At 56.2% G+C, this 17396-nt stretch carries 15 protein-coding genes and 1 pseudogene; 10 read left to right on the top strand and 6 right to left on the bottom strand.

The window, feature by feature from the left end; all coding sequences use genetic code 11:
• The 4 genes and pseudogenes from HEQ34_RS08080 to HEQ34_RS08065 all read left to right on the top strand — a co-directional run.
• Positions 1-432: pseudogene (locus tag HEQ34_RS08080) on the top strand (tryptophan synthase subunit beta); the annotation flags it as partial.
• 181 nt (positions 433-613) lie between these two features.
• Positions 614-1396 carry a tryptophan synthase subunit alpha gene (trpA, locus tag HEQ34_RS08075; RefSeq protein ID WP_296199505.1) on the top strand — a complete coding sequence of 261 codons (783 nt, stop codon included), beginning with the start codon at positions 614-616 and terminating at the stop codon, positions 1394-1396.
• A 110-nt stretch (positions 1397-1506) separates the two neighbouring features.
• Positions 1507-2361, top strand: a complete 855-nt coding sequence (accD, locus tag HEQ34_RS08070) for an acetyl-CoA carboxylase, carboxyltransferase subunit beta (protein WP_296199502.1) — start codon at positions 1507-1509, stop codon at positions 2359-2361.
• Between the two features lie 147 nt (positions 2362-2508).
• Positions 2509-3849: a folylpolyglutamate synthase/dihydrofolate synthase family protein gene (locus HEQ34_RS08065; RefSeq protein ID WP_296199500.1), complete on the top strand. Its 1341-nt coding sequence runs from the start codon at positions 2509-2511 to the stop codon at positions 3847-3849.
• A gap of 42 nt (positions 3850-3891) precedes the next feature.
• Here HEQ34_RS08065 and HEQ34_RS08060 read toward each other — a convergent pair whose 3' ends face one another.
• A complete protein-coding gene (locus tag HEQ34_RS08060; RefSeq protein ID WP_296199498.1) occupies positions 3892-5217 on the bottom strand; it encodes an MFS transporter in 1326 nt (441 codons plus the stop codon).
• A gap of 91 nt (positions 5218-5308) precedes the next feature.
• On the opposite strand from HEQ34_RS08060, the gene HEQ34_RS08055 reads away from it, so the two are divergent.
• The 5 genes from HEQ34_RS08055 to cysK all read left to right on the top strand — a co-directional run bounded on the left by HEQ34_RS08055 (position 5309) and on the right by cysK (position 11523).
• Positions 5309-6154 (top strand): pseudouridine synthase, encoded by an 846-nt coding sequence (locus HEQ34_RS08055; RefSeq protein WP_296199496.1) that lies wholly within the window; start codon positions 5309-5311, stop codon positions 6152-6154.
• 97 nt (positions 6155-6251) lie between these two features.
• Positions 6252-6800, top strand: a complete 549-nt coding sequence (rsmD, locus tag HEQ34_RS08050) for a 16S rRNA (guanine(966)-N(2))-methyltransferase RsmD (protein WP_296199494.1) — start codon at positions 6252-6254, stop codon at positions 6798-6800.
• 89 nt (positions 6801-6889) lie between these two features.
• Positions 6890-9193, top strand: a complete 2304-nt coding sequence (locus HEQ34_RS08045) for an ATP-dependent helicase (protein WP_296199492.1) — start codon at positions 6890-6892, stop codon at positions 9191-9193.
• 84 nt (positions 9194-9277) lie between these two features.
• The gene (locus tag HEQ34_RS08040) at positions 9278-10606 is read left to right on the top strand and encodes an MFS transporter (RefSeq protein WP_296199489.1); all 1329 of its coding nucleotides are present in this window, start codon (positions 9278-9280) and stop codon (positions 10604-10606) included.
• The gene (gene cysK / locus HEQ34_RS08035) at positions 10603-11523 is read left to right on the top strand and encodes a cysteine synthase A (protein ID WP_296199488.1); all 921 of its coding nucleotides are present in this window, start codon (positions 10603-10605) and stop codon (positions 11521-11523) included. Before HEQ34_RS08040 ends, cysK begins: the two co-directional genes overlap by 4 nt.
• A 59-nt stretch (positions 11524-11582) precedes the next feature.
• On the opposite strand, the gene HEQ34_RS08030 is transcribed toward cysK, so the two are convergent.
• The 3 genes from HEQ34_RS08030 to HEQ34_RS08020 form a co-directional block, all read right to left on the bottom strand.
• Positions 11583-13382 (bottom strand): acyl-CoA dehydrogenase C-terminal domain-containing protein, encoded by a 1800-nt coding sequence (locus HEQ34_RS08030; protein ID WP_296199486.1) that lies wholly within the window; start codon positions 13380-13382, stop codon positions 11583-11585.
• A 31-nt stretch (positions 13383-13413) separates the two neighbouring features.
• Positions 13414-13866 (bottom strand): MerR family DNA-binding transcriptional regulator, encoded by a 453-nt coding sequence (locus tag HEQ34_RS08025; RefSeq protein WP_296199484.1) that lies wholly within the window; start codon positions 13864-13866, stop codon positions 13414-13416.
• A 94-nt stretch (positions 13867-13960) separates the two neighbouring features.
• Positions 13961-14848, bottom strand: a complete 888-nt coding sequence (locus HEQ34_RS08020; RefSeq protein ID WP_366934851.1) for a L,D-transpeptidase family protein — start codon at positions 14846-14848, stop codon at positions 13961-13963.
• 135 nt (positions 14849-14983) lie between these two features.
• Between HEQ34_RS08020 and HEQ34_RS08015 the strand changes: the two genes are divergently transcribed.
• Positions 14984-15622, top strand: a complete 639-nt coding sequence (locus HEQ34_RS08015; protein WP_296199482.1) for a murein L,D-transpeptidase catalytic domain family protein — start codon at positions 14984-14986, stop codon at positions 15620-15622.
• Positions 15623-15901: 279 nt separating this feature from the next.
• On the opposite strand, the gene HEQ34_RS08010 is transcribed toward HEQ34_RS08015, so the two are convergent.
• The gene (locus HEQ34_RS08010; RefSeq protein WP_296199480.1) at positions 15902-16429 is read right to left on the bottom strand and encodes a superoxide dismutase family protein; all 528 of its coding nucleotides are present in this window, start codon (positions 16427-16429) and stop codon (positions 15902-15904) included.
• A gap of 73 nt (positions 16430-16502) precedes the next feature.
• Positions 16503-17393 carry a phosphoserine phosphatase SerB gene (serB, locus tag HEQ34_RS08005; RefSeq protein WP_296199478.1) on the bottom strand — a complete coding sequence of 297 codons (891 nt, stop codon included), beginning with the start codon at positions 17391-17393 and terminating at the stop codon, positions 16503-16505.
• Positions 17394-17396 lie beyond the last annotated feature (3 nt).

Here is a 17396-nt window from a genome sequence, read left to right as displayed (position 1 = left end):
GCGATGCTCGGCATTGAAGCGGCAGGTCACGGTCTCGACAAGGAACATGCCGCGTCTTTGGCGGGCGGTCGCCCCGGTATCCTCCACGGCAACAAAACCTATTTGCTGCAGGATGCAGACGGCCAGATCGCCGAGGCGCATTCGATCTCCGCTGGCCTAGATTATCCCGGCATTGGTCCGGAGCATAGCTGGCTCAAGGAAATTGGCCGCGTGCGGTACGACAGCGTGACCGATGTGGAGGCCCTTGCCGCTTTCCAATTGCTCTGCCGCACCGAAGGCATCATTCCCGCGCTAGAACCAGCGCACGCGATTGCAGCAGTTGAGCGCGAAGCCAAGAAGATGGACCGTGACCAGATTATATTGGCAAACTTATGCGGGCGTGGTGACAAGGATATCTTCACTGTTGCCGAGGCTTTGGGGACGACGATATGAACCCCTTTCGGCGCTTATTTGTGACCATATTTATATTCTTTGGCTCATTTGTTGGTGTAGGTGTGGCGCTAGCTTGGTACCGAGGGGACACTTACGATCTTCCCGAAGATTGGCTATTCATCTTTGGCGCTTTCGCAATTGGTGCATTAGCACGCCTCCTTTTGCGGGAACCTGAAAAGCTATGACCCGCCTTTCCTCCGCATTCTCCAAACCGCACCCCGCGCTCGTCACCTTCATCACCGCTGGCGATGGTGACACTGCCGCCAACCTCGACGCGCTGGTGGCGGGCGGGGCGGATGTCATTGAACTTGGCATGCCGTTCACTGACCCAATGGCCGATGGCCCTGTTATTCAGGAGGCGAATATCCGCAGCCTGAACGCTGGCACGACCACCGCAGACATCTTCGCCCTCGCCGCGGCCTTTCGCAAACGCCATCCCGACACGCCTTTGGTGCTGATGGGCTATGCCAACCCGATGACGATCCGTGGCGGAGACTGGTTTGCGTCGGAATGTAACAAGGCGGGCGTCGACGGCGTCATTTGCGTCGACATTCCGCCCGAGGAAGACCCGGAGCTTGGCCCTGCTTTGCGCAATGCTGGCATTGACCTGATCCGCTTGGCGACACCGACAACGGACGCCGCACGTTTGCCCACGGTCCTGAATGGCGCGTCGGGTTTCCTATATTATGTCAGCGTCGCTGGCATCACGGGCCTACAAGTCGCCGCACAGACAAGCATTGATGAAGCTGTCGCGCACCTTAAGGCCCACACAGACCTGCCCATCGCCGTGGGCTTTGGCGTCCGCACGCCTGAACAAGCCGCCAACATCGCACGCGTCGCCGATGGCGTGGTGGTTGGCTCGGCAATTGTCGAATTGGTTGCCCAGCACGGCGCGAACGCCGCTGGCCCTATTCGCGATTATGTGGCATCGTTGAAAGAAGCTATCATTTCAGCAAGAGCATGATAACAAAACCGCAGTGCTGAGCCTGTCGAAGCACGCCTCTCGGGTCAGCGCCCTTCGACAGGCTCCCTTCGACAGGCTCAGGGCTACGGTAAAATTACAGGGGAAAATTCATGAATTGGGTCACCCGCGTCCGTAACGCCATTCCCTTCATCGCCAAGCGTGAAACCGCTGAAACGCTTTGGCACAAATGCAAGGGTTGTGAGGCGATGATCTTCCTTAAGGAATTTGAGGAAAATCAATCGGTCTGCCCCAAATGTGACCATCATGGCCGCATTGGTCCCGCGACACGCTTTGCAGCTCTGTTCGATGACGACAGCTACAATGTGCTGCCCCCACCCGTCGTCGGCGAAGACCCGTTGAAATTCAAAGATACCAAGAAATATACTGACCGCATAAAGGCCGCGCGCCTTGCCACTGGCGAGACCGATGCGATGATTTCGGCCAAAGGCGAGATCGACGGCCAGACGGTTGTTGTCAGTGTGCAGGATTTCGCCTTCATGGGCGGTTCCATGGGCATGGCGGTGGGCGAGGCATTTGTTGACGCGGTAAAGGCCGCGATCAAAGCAAAGTGCCCGTATGTCATTTTCACTGCAGCGGGCGGAGCACGAATGCAGGAGGGGATATTGAGCCTGATGCAAATGCCGCGTTCGACCGTGGCGATACAAATGCTGCACGATGCAGGACTGCCCTATATCGTTGTATTGACTGACCCAACCACCGGCGGCGTAACTGCGTCTTATGCGATGCTGGGCGACGTTCAGATTGCTGAACCGGGTGCTTTGATTGGCTTTGCTGGACAGCGCGTGATTGAACAGACGATCCGTGAAAAACTACCCGAAGGCTTCCAGCGGGCCGAATATTTGCTTGAGCATGGCATGATCGACATGGTCACGCACCGCCACGACCTGCGCGGTGTGTTGTCGCAGCTCATCGGCTATCTCGCGCCGGAGAAAAAGGCGGCTTGATAGAATGGGTTGTAATGCTACCCCGCCGTCACCCTGAACTTGTTTCAGGGTCTATTTCTACGCATGGGCCGCCGGTTTTTGCCGCGCAATGGACCCTGAAACAAGTTCAGGGTGACGGATTGTTTTTCGGAAGCTATTTGGCCCTCCATGCCTGACCACGCTACCTCCACTGACCCTGCCGTTCAGGCGCAGCTTGACCGGCTGACGATGCTGTCGCCCGGCAAGGACATATTGGGACTTGGACGTATCGCCACCTTGCTGGATCGGCTCGGCAACCCGCATCATCAACTCCCGCCCGTCTTCCATGTCTCCGGCACCAACGGCAAAGGTTCGACCTGTGCCTTTCTGCGCGGCGCGATTGAAGCGGCAGGGCTCACTACACATGTCTATTCAAGCCCGCATCTGGTGCGCTTTAACGAGCGCATCCGCATCGCGGGGCGGTTGATTGATGATTTTACTCTGTCCGCACTCCTGTCCGACGTTCTTGACCATGCAGAAGGGTTGGAGGCCAGCTTTTTTGAAGTAACCACCGCCGTTGCCTTTTGCGCCTTTGCGCGGACGAAGGCCGATGCGTGCATCATCGAGGTTGGCCTTGGCGGACGGTTAGACGCCACCAACGTTCTGGCCAATCCCATAGCGTGCGGCATATCCTCGCTGGGGTTGGATCATGAGGCGTTTTTGTTGGCGGCAGAAGAAGGGCTACCCGACATGCCGCCGCTTGACCGAATCGCTTTTGAAAAGGCGGGCATTGCCAAGTCCGGCGCGCCTTTAGTGACGCAGAAATATAGCGCGTCGATGGCAAACACCGTTGCCGCGCAAGCGTCCTTGCGCAACGCAGACTTGCACGCGCGCGGCGAAGGCTGGGACGCGGCGGTATATGATGGCCGTCTGCATTATCGTGACGCGGCTGGAAAGTTGAACCTGCCCCTGCCCCGCATGCCGGGCGCGCATCAGGCGGATAATGCGGCCTTGGCAGTGGCGATGCTGCGGCATCAAACGGCAATCCACATTCCAGAAGCCGCATTGTCCGCCGCGATGGAGTGGACACGCTGGCCGGCAAGGATGCAATTACTGGCGGCAGGCCCCCTGACCGAATTATTGCCCTATGGTTCGCATGTCTGGCTGGACGGTGGGCATAATCCCGACGCAGGGGCAGCGATTGCCAAAACACTCGAAAACGGCGCGCCAGTGATTGTCATTATCGGCATGTTGCAGAATAAGGACGCGCTTGGCTTCCTCGCGCCATTTGCGCATAAGATCGAAACGCTGACTGCCGTGCCAATAGCGGGGCATGCGCATCATACGCCAAGCCAACTGTGCGACGTGGCGCGTTCCAAACTGCACATCACCGACGCAGGGGCGGCAGGCGACATTGTAACCGCGCTGGCGCGGTTGGCGGGGCAGCAAGCGCCAGCCAATGTCCTGATCTGTGGCTCGCTATATCTGGCCGGTGAAGTGTTACGCTTGAACGATCAGGTCCCTGATTAAGCTTTGTCATTCCCGCGAACGCGGGGATGACAGTTGGGCATGCTATCCAACACCATTCGATGGTTTGCCATCAAAAGTTGCTGCCGAACCAATGGAACTGTCAGCAAGCCCACTTCGCATCATCATCCAGAACAATATTATGCCCGGCAAAGCAGCAAACATCGTTAGTATGTAGAAGTTAAAAAAGCCCATACTCTCAACCATCGCTCCGGCAGTTGTTCCGGTTAAAAATCGGCCAACAATGCTGGCAGCAGACGAAATCAACGCATAATGCGCCGCCGTGAACCTGAGGTCACAAAGAGCTGCGAAGTACGCGACCAGAACCGTGCCCGCAACGCCGCTCGCAAAGTTTTCAAAACCTATAGTGGCTGCCAAACCCCAGTTGCTATGCCCAGCGTTAGCCAACAACGCAAAGCTCAGGTTAGAAATCATCATTAGAAACAGGCTGAGTAACACAGACCGCTTTAACCCCATCTTTGCATACAAAACACCGCCGACAAAGATGCCAACAAGATACGCCCAGAATCCAAACCCGACATCGTAAATTGCGATTTCGTCATTGGAAAAGCCTAAATCTTCTAGCAACAACCGAAGAGTGAGGTTCGCTAGGGTGTCGCCGATTTTATGTAGCAGGATAAAAAGAAGGACCAGCCACGCGCCATGGCGGCTGAAAAATTCCCGAAACGGTCCAATTATCGACTCACCAATGTTGATTGCCTTTCGCGCTACAGCCTCACGGTGCCGCGCAGGCTCCCCGCCCCACAAAACGGCGATAACGGCTGGGATGGCAAACGCAGCGCACACGATATAAGCTGCTTCCCAGCCCAGTCTTGCAGCAACGACCAGTGCCAGTGCGCCAGCTCCAGCCGAGCCAAGCCGCCAGCCATACTGGCTCATCCCTGCGCCAACACCTTGTTGGTCCGGACGCAGAATTTCAATACGGTAAGCGTCGATTACAATATCGAATGTTGCACCAGCAAAACCGACAAGAACTGCTGAATAGGCCACAAACAAAAGGCTTGAACTCGGGTCGGCAAAGGCCAAATTGAAAACAGCTATCGCAACGAATGCTGCGGACAAGAGTAACCAAGATAAGCGTTGTCCCATTCGCCCAAGCAAAGGAATGTGAACGCCATCAACAATCCAAGCCCACATCCATTTGAAATTGTAGACGAGGAAAGCCAGAGCGAAGGCCGTTACCGCTTTCTTGTCGATACCATCTTGCGCCAAGCGCGTTGTGAGCGTTGCACCGATCATTGCATATGGGAAACCTGATGAAATCCCAAGCAGAAGCGCAATAACTGCCTCCTTCTCGAGATATGGCTTTACTGCATCCAACCAGCTTTTACTCTTGCTCATAGACGTCACAGGCATTCCCTTCCCGGCATTGCGACGATGACTAACGGCATTTTCCTGAATGGCCAGTGACTTTTAAAGCAATATGCGTCAAAGGCGCTTAATGGTTAAACCCCCGTCAAAAGCACCTGCCCGTCCCGCCAAGCCACCGCGTCTGCGTTGGGACAGCAAACCGTTGCGTAAACCCAACCCAAATGCTGGCCCCAGCAAGGGCGCTTTGGAACGTAAGGATGGTGAAGAGCGCATTGCAAAGCTGCTCGCGCGCGCTGGCGTTGCCTCGCGGCGCGAAATCGAACGCATGATTGCCGATGGCCGGGTAACGCTGAACAATGAAAAGGTGGAAACGCCCGCAACTTTGCTGAAATCGCTGCACGGGGTCGCTGTGGATGGCAAGGCCGTGGGTCAACCCGCGCCAACGCAGCTTTACATGTTCCACAAACCCGAAGGCTGCCTAACCGCTGAGCGCGACTTTAGCGGGCGCAAGACGATCTATGACGTTCTGCCGAAGGACTTGCCGCGTCTGATGCCGATTGGCCGGCTCGATCTCAACACCGAAGGCTTGTTGTTGCTGACCAATGATGGCGAATTCAAACGCCAGATGGAATTACCATCGACCGGCGTTGAACGCACCTACCGCGCCCGTTGCTTTGGTGATGTCAGTCAGGAACAGCTTGAGGAGCTCATTCACGGTATCGAGATTGAGGGCGTGAAATATGGCAAGATCGACGCCAATCTGGAACGCCGCACGGGCCGCAATGGCTGGGTCGAAATGACGTTGACGGAAGGCAAGAATCGCGAAGTCCGCCGGGTGCTGGAACATCTTGGGCTTGAAGTCAGCCGCCTGATTCGGACGCGTTATGGCCCGTTCGTGCTGGGCGAGCTTGCGCCGGGCACGGTCGGCGAAGTGCGCCGCGTGGACCTCATCGAATTTCGAAAGACGTTGAAGTGATTTTCCTTGAAATGCGCAGGAAGAGCGCCCCTCCGTCATCCGGAGCTTCCGCTCCGGCTGCCACCTCCCCATCGCAAGTCGATAGGGAGGCATAAACATGCGGATCATTTCCGGCCAGTGGCGCTCGCGCCCGCTGATAGCGCCAAAGGGCGATACAACCCGCCCGACGGCAGACCGCACGCGGGAGACATTATTCTCCATGCTGACAAGTCGGCTGGGGTCTTTTGAAGATTTGCGTGTGCTTGACCTGTTTGCTGGGTCTGGCGCGCTGGGGCTTGAGGCCTTGTCGCGCGGCGCGGCACACTGCACCTTTGTTGAACATGACGCGCTAGCACTCGACGCACTTGCGGCAAATATCAACAGGCTTGGCGCAAAAGACCAAAGCGACGTGCGTAAATCCTCGGTGTTGTCACTCGGCACCGCGATAAAGCCAGCGGATATTGTCCTTATGGATCCGCCTTATTTGAGCGGTGCCGGTTCCGTCGCGTTGGATAAATTGGTCCGTTTTGGCTGGTTCGCACCATCTGCCTGGATCAGCGTCGAAACCAGTATAAAAGAAGATGTTGATGTGAAGGGTTTCACGATCGACACCGTCCGCAATGTCGGCAAAGCAAAACTTACACTGTTACGACCTGCGGCCAGTTAACGGCGCGCGCCCCTTGCGGCGCATTATAGTTCCGCCATGTGACCGAACAGCGCTTGCGGTTCATCGCTCCGTTCCCTAACTGTTCGCCTATGTCAGAAATTGTGGTCCAGCCCGATCCGTCGGAAACAGAACCGCCTTGGTTGCGCGGGTTGAACCCGCCGCAGCGTGAGGCTGTGCTAACGACCGAAGGACCTGTGCTCCTACTGGCGGGCGCTGGCACGGGCAAAACGGCTGCGCTGACTGCGCGTATGGCGCAGATATTATACACGCGCCAAGCATGGCCGTCGGAAATCCTTGCCGTCACCTTCACCAACAAGGCCGCACGCGAAATGCGGGAGCGCGTTGGAGCGATGGTCGGGTCCGCGGTGGAGGGGATGCCGTGGCTTGGCACCTTCCATAGCATTGGCGCAAAGCTGCTTCGCCGCCACGCCGAAGTCATTGGACTGCAAAGCAACTTCACGATCATCGACACTGACGATCAACTCCGGCTGTTAAAGCAGCTTATCCAGTCCGAGGATTTGGACGACAAGCGCTTCCCCGCGCGCGGACTTGCGAGCTTGCTCGACAAATGGAAGAATGCGGGCAAATCCCCTGCTGATTTGAATGCCGCCGACAATGAGGCTTTTGCCAATGGCAAGGGGCAACATATGTATGCGCTATATCAGGCGCGGTTGCTGGCATTGAACGCCTGCGACTTTGGTGATTTGTTGTTGCATGGCCTGAACCTGTTGAAGAACAACCGCGACATCCTCGAAAAATATCAGGCGCAGTTCAAATATATCCTCGTCGACGAATATCAGGATACAAACGCCGTCCAGTATCTCTGGCTGCGATTACTCGCGCAGAAGCGCAAAAATATCTGCTGCGTCGGTGATGATGACCAAAGCATCTATTCATGGCGCGGGGCCGAGGTTGCCAATATTCTGCGCTTTGAAAAGGATTTTCCCGGCGCAAAGACGATAAAGCTAGAGCAAAATTACCGCAGCACGCCGCATATTCTTGCCGCTGCATCAGGCCTGATTGATGCCAACAGCGCACGGCTTGGCAAGACCTTGTGGACCGAGTTGGACGATGGCGAAAAGGTTCGGATCATCGGCGTATGGGACGGCCCCGAAGAGGCGCGCCGCGTCGGTGAGGAAATTGAGGCAATACAGTATAAGGGCGAAAGCCTCGACAGCATCGCCATCCTCGTCCGCGCGCAGCACCAGACGCGCGAATTTGAAGACCGCTTCATACAAATCGGCGTCAACTATCGGATAGTCGGTGGTTTTCGTTTCTATGAACGTGCCGAAATTCGTGATGCCATCGCCTATTTACGAATCGTCAATCAGCCCGCCGACGACCTTGCCTTTGAACGGATCGTCAACGTGCCCAAGCGCGGCATTGGCGACAAGGCGGTTGAGAAAATCCATATCGTGGCCCGCGCAGAACGTGCGCCTTTGTCCGTTGCCGCCGCGCGTTTGGTGGGAACCGACGAGCTGACTGGCAAGGCACGAAAGTCACTCGCGGACCTTGTGGTTGACATTGCCCGCTGGCGGGACGCGGCTGCGACGATGTCGCCTGCCAATCTGACACGGCTGATATTGGATGAAAGTGGTTACACCACCGCCTTGCAAGCCGAACGCAGCGTTGAGGCATCTGGCCGCCTTGAAAACCTGAGCGAACTGGCCCGTGCGATGGAAGAATATGAAACTTTAGGGGAGTTTTTGGAGCATGTCAGCCTCGTCATGGACAATGATCGCGGCGACACAGGCGCAAGCGTCACCATCATGACCATTCATGCCGCCAAGGGCCTTGAATATGACAATGTCTTTCTGGTGGGATGGGAAGAAGGTATTTTCCCATCGCAACGCGCGTTGGATGAAGGTGGCCTTGCCTCGTTAGAGGAAGAACGCCGCCTGGCTTATGTCGCGATCACCCGCGCCAAGCGCAAATGCACCATCATCCATGCCGCAAATCGGCGAATTTATGGCCAGTGGACCAGCAGCATCCCCAGCCGTTTCATTGAAGAATTGCCGCTCGACCACATTGAGGCAGAGCAGACGATGACCGGCGGTGCATCCTTGTGGCGGGCGAATTGGAGCGAACAATCCGACCCGTTTGCGCATCTGGCCGTCGCTAATCAGGGGCGAAGCAATGCGCGTGGTCCAGGCTGGCAACGCGCCGCCACCTCGGGCGGTTTCAACCCGCGTCCTCAGCGCATAGCCGAAAACACGCGCAGCGCCGTCAGCCTGGGTAATAAGGGCCGAAGTGACCTCAGCATTGGCCTTCGCGTTTTCCACGAAAAATTCGGCTATGGCGCGATTGCGTTTATTGAGGGCAACAAGCTTGAGATCGATTTTGAACAAGCCGGCCGTAAACGCGTGATGGACAGTTTTGTCAGCCTAGGCTGAACTGCTTCCACCGGGACCTCATGATGGGGCTGTTAAAATCGCGCGTATTGCGCTTGGAAACATAAGCCGATAGGCGCACAGAATATGTCCGACACGCCCGTTGAAATCCACCCGCTTAAAATTGCGGACTTCCGCTTTTACTGGATGGCGCGGTTTATGGCGGTGCTTGCGACGATGGGGATGGTCGTTGTTATCGGTTATCAGGCCTATGACATCGCGCGCAGCGATTATGGCATGTCCATTCGCGAGGCCTCATTGCAACTTGGCCTTTTGGGGCTGGTGCAGTTTGTGCCGCTGGCGCTGCTGACGCCGGTGGCGGGATGGGCCGCAGATCGCTGGGAACGGCGGACTGTGGCGCGGCTCGCCAATAGCATCGACATGATGGTCGCGCTTGCTTTGGGTTGGTTCACCTTCATTGACGGACTGACCCTTCCCATCCTTTTCCTGTTTGCAGCATTGCACGGCGTCGCACGGGTGTTTGTCGGGCCGTCGATGTCGGCGATTGCGCCCAACATCGTGCCGCCGGCATCATTGCCCCGCGCGATTGCCTTAAGCTCGATCGCTTGGCAAATCGGTTCGGTGTTCGGCCCTGCGGCCGGCGGCTTGATGTTCGCCGCAAATCCGTCACTGCCATATTTTGCCTCGGCCGGGCTTTTGTTGATGGCGACCATCAGCCTCAGCTTTGTGCGGCCAGTCTTTCCGCCGCCGATGGAAAAAAAGATCCACCCCATCCGGCAAATGGTCGATGGCATGCGTTATACGTGGTCGGAACGCTTCTTATTGGGTGCCATAACGCTTGACCTGTTTGCGGTGTTGCTGGCGGGCGCAACGGCCATGCTGCCCGTCTATGCACGCGACATATTGATGGTGGGACCGGACGGGCTTGGCCAATTGCGTGCGGCACCTGCTGTGGGCGCGTCAGTGGTGGCACTCATGCTCACCTTCCGTCCGCTGCGCCATAATGTTGGCGCAAAAATGCTTTGGGCTGTGGTCATATTCGGCATTGCGACCATTGGTTTCGGCCTGAGCCATGAAATAGGGGCGCGCGTGTTTGGCGGTGCTGAAATTGGTTTCCTTGATATGGGCGCTGGCATGGCGGTGGCGTTGGTTATGCTAGTTGTGCTTGGCGCTTCGGATATGCTGTCCGTTTATGTGCGCTCATCCCTGGTTCAGCTCAACACACCGGACGACATGCGCGGACGTGTGAGTTCGGTGTCCGGCCTTGCCATTTCCGCATCAAACGAATTGGGCGAATTGCAATCCGGTTTGGCCGCAGCGGTGCTTGGCCCCGTCGGCGCAGTTGTATTTGGTGGCGCTGGTGCCATATTCGTTACTGCAATTTGGGCGGGGTTATTCCCCGAGCTTAAAAACGCCCGCAGTTTCGAACCACAATATAGAGGAAAAAGTCCATGAAAGCACAATCGATCCTCGAAACCATTGGCAATAGCCCGCATATTCGCATGGGACGGATGTTCCCGAATGCAGAGGTCTGGATTAAATCGGAACGGTCGAACCCCGGTGGGTCGATTAAGGACCGCATTGGCTTGGCCATGATAGAAGCAGCCGAAAAAGACGGTAGCCTTAAACCCGGCGGCACAATCATTGAACCGACCTCTGGCAACACCGGCGTTGGTCTTGCCATGGTGGCGGCGGTCAAGGGCTATAAGCTCATCCTCGTCATGCCCGAATCCATGTCGCTGGAGCGTCGCCGCTTGATGCTGGCCTATGGCGCGTCTTTTGACCTCACCCCGCGTGAAAAGGGTATGAAGGGCGCGATTGAACGCGCGCTTGAACTGGTATCACAAACCACGAATTCATGGATGCCACAGCAATTCGAAAATCCCGCCAATATCGACGTCCATGTGCGCACAACGGCGCTGGAGATATTGGAAGATTTTGCCGAGTCCCCTATTGATGTGATGATCACCGGCGTCGGCACAGGTGGGCATATAACAGGTTGCGCTCAGGTTCTGAAAAAGGCGTGGCCAAATCTGAAAGTTTTTGCGGTTGAACCAACGCTGTCACCTGTCATCAGCGGCGGCCAACCGGGTCCACATGCGATCCAAGGGATTGGCGCTGGCTTCATTCCCGCCAATTTACACACGGCTTTGCTTGATGGGGTAATTCAGGTTGATCCCGAAAACGCCAAAGAAACCGCGCGCCGCGCCGCACGCGAAGAGGGCATGCTGGTAGGCATTTCATCGGGCGCGACACTGGCCGCAATTGCGCAGAAACTGCCAGACCTACGCGCGGGAAGCCGCGTACTTGGTTTCAACTATGATACTGGTGAACGCTATCTATCGGTCCCGGATTTCTTACCGGTCGAGTAAACCAAAAATGCCGGGACTCATGTTCCCGGCATTTTGTTAGATAGCATTGAAAGCCGCGATCACGCCGCTGCGAACATTTCCGGGGTAAGCGCCATGATCGCTTCGCTGCCCGCCTCAATCTTACGACGAAGCGCGCCGCAATCCGGCATATGACGCTCCGCAAAATAACGCGCTGTCACCAGCTTGGTTTGGTAGAATGCCGCGTTTCCTGTGCCTGCATCCAATGCCTTCTGTGCGCTTTGCGCCATACGCAGCCATTGCAGGCCAAGCGCTGCGATGCCCATGATGTGCATATAATGATGCGCGCCCGCGCCGATATTGTTCGGATTGGCCATGCCATTTTGCATGAACCACATCGTTGACGCCTTCAAATCGCCATTGGCCTTTTCAAGACGACCGGCCAGATCCGCCAGCGGCCCATCCTTCGCAGCAGCGCATTCCTCATCCACAATCTTGAAAAGCGCCTGAATGGCGCGACCACCGTTTTGCGCGAGTTTCCGGCCGACAAGATCCATGGCTTGAACGCCATTCGTGCCTTCGTAAATCATCGCGATACGGGCATCGCGCACATATTGCTCCATGCCCCATTCGGCGATGTAGCCATGGCCGCCATATACCTGCTGCGCATTGGTTGCGACTTCATAGCCCTTGTCCGTGCCATAACCCTTGATAACGGGAGTCAGCAAAGACAAAAGGTCGTCGGCCATCTGCCGTTCTTCTTCGGTTTGCGCATGGTGCAGCAAATCGGCCTGCAACGCGCCCCATAGGCACAAGGCACGCATGCCCTCAGTAAACGACTTTGCATCCATCAGCATACGGCGCACGTCCGGATGCACGAACAGCGTGTCCGCCTTTTGGTCCATATCCTGCGGGCCAGTCAGCGCGCGGCCCTGACGGCGGTCTTGCGCATAATGAACGGCATTTTGGTAGGCGACTTCTGCAACGCCCAAACCCTGCTGCCCCACGCCAAGCCGCGCGATGTTCATCATGATAAACATTGCCGCAAGGCCCTTATGCTCTTCGCCCACCAAATAGCCGGTGGCACCATCATAATTCATGACGCAGGTGGCGTTGCCGTGAATACCCATTTTATGTTCAATCGAACCACAGGACAAAGCATTGCGTGCGCCAAGCGATCCGTCGTCATTCACAAGGAACTTGGGCACGATGAACAAAGATATGCCTTTCACGCTGTCCGGTGCGCCTGGTGTTTTTGCGAGCACCAAATGAATGATGTTCTCGGTCAAATCATGCTCACCCGACGAGATGAAAATCTTGGTCCCGGAAATGGCAAAGCTGCCATCTCCATTGGGTTCTGCCTTGGTCCGAATAAGGCCAAGGTCTGTTCCGCAATGCGGCTCGGTCAGGTTCATTGTCCCGCCCCATTTGCCCGAAATCATGTTCGGGGCATATTTGGCCTTCTGCTCCTCACTGCCTTTGACCAAAATCGCGGACACAGCGCCTTGCGTCAGACCGGGGTACATCGCAAACGCCATGTTGGAACTCGCCATAAGCTCCTCAAAGGCCATGGAGACGATGTGCGGCATGCCCTGCCCGCCAAACTCCAATGGGCCAGACAATGTGCCCCAGCCGCCTTCGCAATAAAGCTTATAGGCTTCTTTGAAACCGTCGGGGGTGGTCACGCTGCCATCCTCATGGCGTGTGCAGCCCTGCAAGTCCCCAACTTGGTTCAAAGGGAAAAGCACGTTTTCCACAAACTTTGCGCCTTCGGTCAGGATCGCATCAATCATGTCAGCGCTGGCGTTTTCAAACCCGGGCAGATTGGCGTAACGCTCGACACCCAAAACTTCGTTGAGGATGAACTGCGTATCGCGAACGGGGGCGGTATAGCTTGGCATTTTCGGTCCTTAAAATAGCAGTGAAATGGCCTTAGGCCGCAGCAGATTTTTCCGCCGCTTCGACCTGTTCCACCGTTGAAACAAATTCGGTCAGCTCGTTAATTGCGCTTTCGATATCGTCGCGCTGGGCCTTCAACAGGTTGATCCGGTCGCGGCATTTCTCAATTGTCACGCGGCGCTGAATATTGCGGCCGTCATTGAGGTCATACAGATCGATCATCTCGCGGATTTCAGCGAGGCTAAACCCGACGCGCTTTGCCCGTAATATCCACGCCAACCGCGCCCGGTCGCGCTTTGAATAAATGCGCGCCAAGCCCATACGTTCCGGCGCAATCAGGCCCTGATCCTCATAAAAGCGCAATGCCCGCGCAGTTACCTCAAATTCGATTGATAGGTCGGATATCGTAAACGAATCCCGATTATATGCGTCGGGCGTGTCGATGGTCGCATCGGTCCGCCTTTCGTCGCGCGTTACAGATTCCATAGCGCCTTCCCTCTTGGTTGCCCTAACGTCACTAGTTTACGTTAGCGTAAACGTCAATCGGGGAAGTTACGACTGCGGTAAGAAATATAGCCAGTTAAACGGATGGCTCAGGCGGAAATGCGTCTGCTGGCTTTGGCGCTAGTACCGGCGGGGGCAGCGCAGGGTCAGCGATAGCATCGGCTGACCCAACCTCAGTATCTGTGGTCGGCTCTGGCTCTGGCCGCTTGACGGGCGTTGACGTATCTTGAAGAACGACCACCTCTTGCCCCATTTGCGTGACGCCGAACAACGCCTTAGCAAACACAATTGGCAACCGGATGCAACCATGCGACGCTGGATATCCCGGCAAATCGCCCCCGTGGACGGCAATACCATCCCATGTCAGGCGCTGCATAAATGGCATCGGTGCGTTGCTGTAGAGATTGGATTTGTGATCCACATTTTTCTGCAGAATGTTGAAAATACCCGTCGGCGTTTCCTTGCCCTTTTTTCCCGACGAAATCGTGCTGAAACCAATGAGCTGGTCATTCTGAAACACATAAATCCGCTGCGTATCGAGCACGATGACGATTTTCATCGGTCCTTCATACACATCCTGCTTCACCCAGATGAACTCTCCAGGCTTGAGCGCGTCAACCGGTCCTTTTTTGCGCGGCTTTGGTGCGGGCGTTGCAATCGGGGGTTGGACTGTGGGTGGTGTTGCCGAAGGTGGCGCAGCGACTGATTGCGTTTGCGCTGGTGGCGTGGACAAAGCCGCATCCGCCGGAACGACTTCAGGCTGTTGACCTTGCTGGATAGGCGCAGGCTGCTGCGCCTGCCCCGACACGTGTGCTCCAGCCATGCCCGGCAGGGCACTCATCAAAAAAAGCGCGATTATGCACTGCAATTTGCGGATGCCCGCGCCGAAACCCATGAAATTGCCCCAACTGACGGATATTGTGCCGCACAAGGCAGCGTCAGAACAAGCTCTACCATCATGCATGTAAAAATTCGACGTCAATCTTCCCGTCGGCGCATAAAATTAAATCTCCAAACGATGCGCCTAACCGTCCTACTTTTGCGCTCAAATGCATTTGGAGGCCTGTTTATGTAAAGGATTGGTCTTTATCTGAAGGGAATGGAAATAGGTCGCAGGCAATTCATTCATTCCGCAGTTTTAGGCGCGAGCCTGCTCACGGTCCCGTCAAAGGCGGCCGACATCGTATTTCGGCCCGGCACGGGCACCGGAACGGGCACCGGAACGGGCGGGCCATCGCCTTTATTGCTTGGCCGCGCAAAGGCAGCGTTGGCCGCGCATAAGGCGCGCATCCGCAACCATGATTTACTTGCCATAGCTGACTTTTCCAAGGCTTCGCGCGACCCACGCTTTTACCTAGTTGATCTGCGCAGCGGTAAATCCGACACGTTCCTGGTCGCCCATGGCAAGGGTTCGGACCCAAGCCATAGCGGCTGGGTGCAGCATTTCTCCAACGTGCATGGGTCGGAAGCTACCTCGGCGGGCAGTTACCTTGTTGGCGATACGTATATCGGTCAATATGGCGAATCCCGCCGGTTAATCGGGCTTGACCCGCAAAATGACCAAGCCGAGGCCCGCGCGATCGTCATTCACCCTGCTTGGTATGTGAACCAGTCGCTTATTCACGACCAAGGCAAGATTGGCCGCAGCCAAGGCTGTTTCGCCTTTGCCAAAGATGACATCAGAGAGATACTGGAGCGTGTGGCCCCAGGATGCCTATTATACGCTGATAAGGTTTAAACTCAGCTACGGTTGCCGGATTGAGGCCGTGAACACATAAATATCACCTTCGCGGCGTCGAAATGGCAAAGATATCGAAGGAAAACGTCCGCCGCAGGCAGTTATTCTGCCTGCAAGGGCATTTTCTTTCGAGATCGAAGCCATTTTGACGTCCTTCGGATTTGACCCATACTGTCCATTGCCACGTTGGCAAGCTTGGACTTAGAACCACTAAGTCCTGCGCTTACCGCCTTGCACTGAACAGTATGGCCTCGAACCGCGAAGGTGATATTTATGCGTTCACGGCCTAAATACGCCACAAATAATCCGCTTCCCGCTATTGCCGCTTGGGTCGGTTTTATAATCATCGGCTTTCTCGTGAATGACAAGCGCGCCGCCGTCGGCATCCAACAGTCCGTTCGGCCCTGACAGCGTAATATCCTTTAACTTATACTCCAGCGTGATTTTCAGATCCGCGCCCGCAACCACATTTGGCAAATCGCCATCGTGCGCGCCCATGGGGTTGTCATGGCCATGCTGCTTCATACCGGGGTTCCAGTGCGGCCCCGCGCTGGTGAAGTCGGGTGCTTGGCATTTACCAACAGCATGCAGATGCATGCCATATGTCCCGGCGGCAGGTGCTTGCGCCGATAGGCTTAAAAATACGCCATCGCTCCGCTGTGATATGGTCGCAACGCCGGCCCAGCTGCCGTCGGCACGGGCGAGGTCAGCCGTCAGTACTTCGGACACCTCAGCCGTCTTTGCCGATTGCAGGGTAGAGCAACTGGCGAGGATCGGAATGATGATAATCGGCAGTAACTTGCGCATATTCTTCTCCTGAGTCTGGGTGTGCGGGCGCAGCATAACATCAACCGAGCGACACTCAATTTGTTTCTTAAATTCAGCCCGCCCATTCGTGGGGCTTAACACCCTGCGCAAACAGCAACGCTGTCAGATTGTTATGCCGCACGGAAAAGTTCGCCGCTTGCGCCAATTGCGGGCGCGGATGATAGCCCACACCAAGGCCACCGCCGGACACCGCCGCAGCGATCATCGGCAAGTCATTCGCGCCATCACCAACCGCTAGCGTAGTAGCCAAATCGATCCCACGCATTTCGGCGGCAGATTGCAGGACTGCCCGCTTAGTAGACGCATCGACGATATCAGCCGCCAATGCGCCGGTCAGTCGCCCGTCTTTAATCTCCAAAAGGTTGGCATGCACCGCATGAAAGCCCAGCATATCAGCCACAGGGCCCGTAAAGCTCGTAAACCCGCCCGACACGAGCACCGCATGCGCGCCCCATCCGGTCATCGTACGCACGAGGATTTCGGCCCCCGGCATTGGCTGCACACGTTCGCGTAGGCACTGCGCAAGGACATTCTCATTCAGTCCCGCCAGCAGAGCGACCCGAGCCTTTAACGCGTCGGCAAAATCGAGTTCACCTGCCATGGCACGTTCGGTAATCGCGGCGATCTGAGGCTTAATGCCGGCATAATCGGCTAGCTCGTCAATGCATTCGACCGTGATCATGGTGCTGTCCATATCGGACACCAACAACATTTTGCGGCGATTGCCCTCGTGCTGCAATGCTATGTCGCAACGGTCCTCAAGCCCCGCGAGGGCCGTGCGTGCATCCGCTAAGTCGCCTGCAAACGATATGTCCACGGCCTTGCCCTTTGCCAGCCAGTCAAAAGCATTGGGGATACAGCCAGCTTCGGCCAATCGATCCTTGGCCTCGGAAAAGTTGCCGCTTTCCAGACTGTCTGCTGCTATCAGAGTGCAAATGGGCATATC

Origin of the sequence: Sphingorhabdus sp. (genome assembly GCF_023910635.1) — a bacterium.
Lineage (GTDB): Bacteria > Pseudomonadota > Alphaproteobacteria > Sphingomonadales > Sphingomonadaceae > Sphingorhabdus_B.
The sequence above is the reverse complement of the archived record's forward strand: the minus strand, read 5'-3'. Positions and strand labels throughout refer to the sequence as shown.